The following is a 2,011-nucleotide window of genomic DNA, read 5'->3' as shown; positions in this document are numbered from 1 at the left end:
GTCCCGTCGTCGCCTGGATCCTGCCGCCGCACGCGCCGTTGGCCCGGGCGGTGGCCGCCGACATCGACCTGGGCGTCAGCACACCGGCCCTGATCGACGACATCGCCGGCGCGGCCCGCGAGACCGGGCGCCGCGCGCGCGTGCACCTCAAGGCCGACACCGGGCTCAACCGCGGCGGCTTGACCCCCGATCAGTGGCCCGGCACCGTCGCCGCCGCCGCGCGTGCCGAAGCCGCCGGTCTGATCCGCGTGACCGGGCTGTTCTCGCACTTCGCCTGCGCCGACGAGCCCGGGCACCCGTCCATCGCCGCCCAGATCTCCGCCTTCCACGAGGCGCTGGAGATCGCCGACAAAGCCGGCCTGGACCCGGAGGTGCGCCATCTGGCCAACTCCGCTGCCACCCTCACCCTGCCCGAGACCCGCTTCGACCTGGTGCGTCCGGGGATCGCGAGCTACGGGCTGAACCCCATCCCCGGGCCGGACGACACCGGCCTGCGCCCGGCCATGACGCTGCGTTCCGCGGTCGCTCTGGTCAAGCGGGTACCGGCGGACAGCGGGGTCTCCTACGGGCACCGCTACACCACCGACCGCGCGACCGGCCTCGCGCTGATCCCCCTCGGCTACGGCGACGGCGTGCCCCGCAACGCCACCAACACCGGCCCGGTCCAGGTGGGCGGGCGGCGCCGCACCATCGCCGGCACCGTGTGCATGGACCAGTTCATGGTCGACCTCGGCGACGACACTCTCGGCCCCGACGCCGAGGCGGTACTGTTCGGCCCCGGCGACGCGGGCGAACCCACCGCCCGGGAATGGGCCGAGGCGCTGGGGACCATCCCCTACGAGATCGTCACCCGCATCTCGCCGCGCGTCCCGCGCGTCTACGACGGCGCCGGCTGAACACCGGGCGGCCCTCGCGGTCGTCGCCTGTGCAGGCGTCCGAGCCGGTAGCGGGGTCCGTCTACCCTGGTTCGTGCGGACGGACCCACCGCCGCATCCGATCGAGACAGCGCTGCGAGCGAGCCTATGAGCGAAACGACCCGAGCCGCCGAACCGCCCGCCGGTACCGAACCCGGCTCCGGCACCGCGCCGGGCACCCGCGCGGCCCCCGTGTTCGTCACCGCCGAGACCGACGCGCAGATGCGTGCGCTCGGCCGCCGCATCGCCGCCCTGCTGCGCGCCGGCGACCTGCTGGTCCTCAGCGGGCCGCTGGGCGCCGGCAAGACCACCCTGACCCAGGGCATCGGCGAAGGCATGGGCGTGCGCGGCCCCGTGACGTCGCCGACCTTCGTCATCGCGCGCGTGCACCCGTCCGAGACCGGTGGCCCCGCGCTCGTGCACGCCGACGCCTACCGTCTCGGCGGCGTCGAGGAGCTCGACGACCTCGACCTCGACACGGAGATGGACGCGTCGGTGGTCGCCGTCGAATGGGGCGAAGGCATCGCCGAGCACCTCACCGACGAACGGTTGGAGATCACCATCGCCCGCCACCCCGACGACACCCGCCGCGTCACACTGACCGGCAACGGCGCGCGCTGGTCCCACCTCGCCCCGGACGCGGAATAGGCTGGACGACCGTGCTCCTTCTGGCATTCGACACCGCGACCCCGGCCGTAACCAGCGCCGTCTGCGAAGCCGGCGACGACGGTGTGCGCGTACGCGCCGCCGCATCCACCGTGGACGCCCGCCGCCACGGCGAACTGCTCAGCCCGCAGATCGGCGACGTCCTGGCGCGGGCCGGTGCCGCACCCGCCGACCTCACCCACATCGCCGTGGGGATCGGTCCCGGCCCCTACACCGGTCTGCGTGTGGGCCTGGCCACCGCCCACGCCCTGGCCGAGGCTCTGGGCATCGCCTGCCACGGTGTCGCCACGCTGGACGCGATCGCTTCCGCGTCGGGCCGCGAGGAGCCCTTCGTCGCCGCCACCGACGCCCGCCGCAAAGAGATCTTCTGGGCGCGCTACGCCGACGCGCACACCCGCACCGGTGAGATCGCGGTCGACCGCCCGCCGGCC

At 74.5% G+C, this 2,011-nt stretch carries 3 protein-coding genes; all 3 read left to right on the top strand.

Annotated elements, in window-relative coordinates; translation table 11 throughout:
- Nucleotides 1-896 (top strand): alanine racemase (gene alr / locus D452_RS0100890; protein ID WP_017542299.1); only part of this gene is annotated, 896 nt, incomplete at its 5' end.
- Between the two features lie 126 nt (nt 897-1,022).
- A complete protein-coding gene (gene tsaE / locus D452_RS27345) occupies nt 1,023-1,562 on the top strand; it encodes a tRNA (adenosine(37)-N6)-threonylcarbamoyltransferase complex ATPase subunit type 1 TsaE (RefSeq protein WP_017542298.1) in 540 nt (179 codons plus the stop codon).
- A gap of 11 nt (nt 1,563-1,573) precedes the next feature.
- Nucleotides 1,574-2,011, top strand: a 438-nt coding sequence (gene tsaB / locus D452_RS0100880; protein WP_017542297.1) for a tRNA (adenosine(37)-N6)-threonylcarbamoyltransferase complex dimerization subunit type 1 TsaB, incomplete at its 3' end; no start/stop codon positions are given.

Origin of the sequence: Nocardiopsis prasina DSM 43845 (assembly GCF_000341265.1) — a bacterium.
Lineage (GTDB): Bacteria > Actinomycetota > Actinomycetes > Streptosporangiales > Streptosporangiaceae > Nocardiopsis > Nocardiopsis prasina.
The sequence above is the reverse complement of the archived record's forward strand: the minus strand, read 5'-3'. Positions and strand labels throughout refer to the sequence as shown.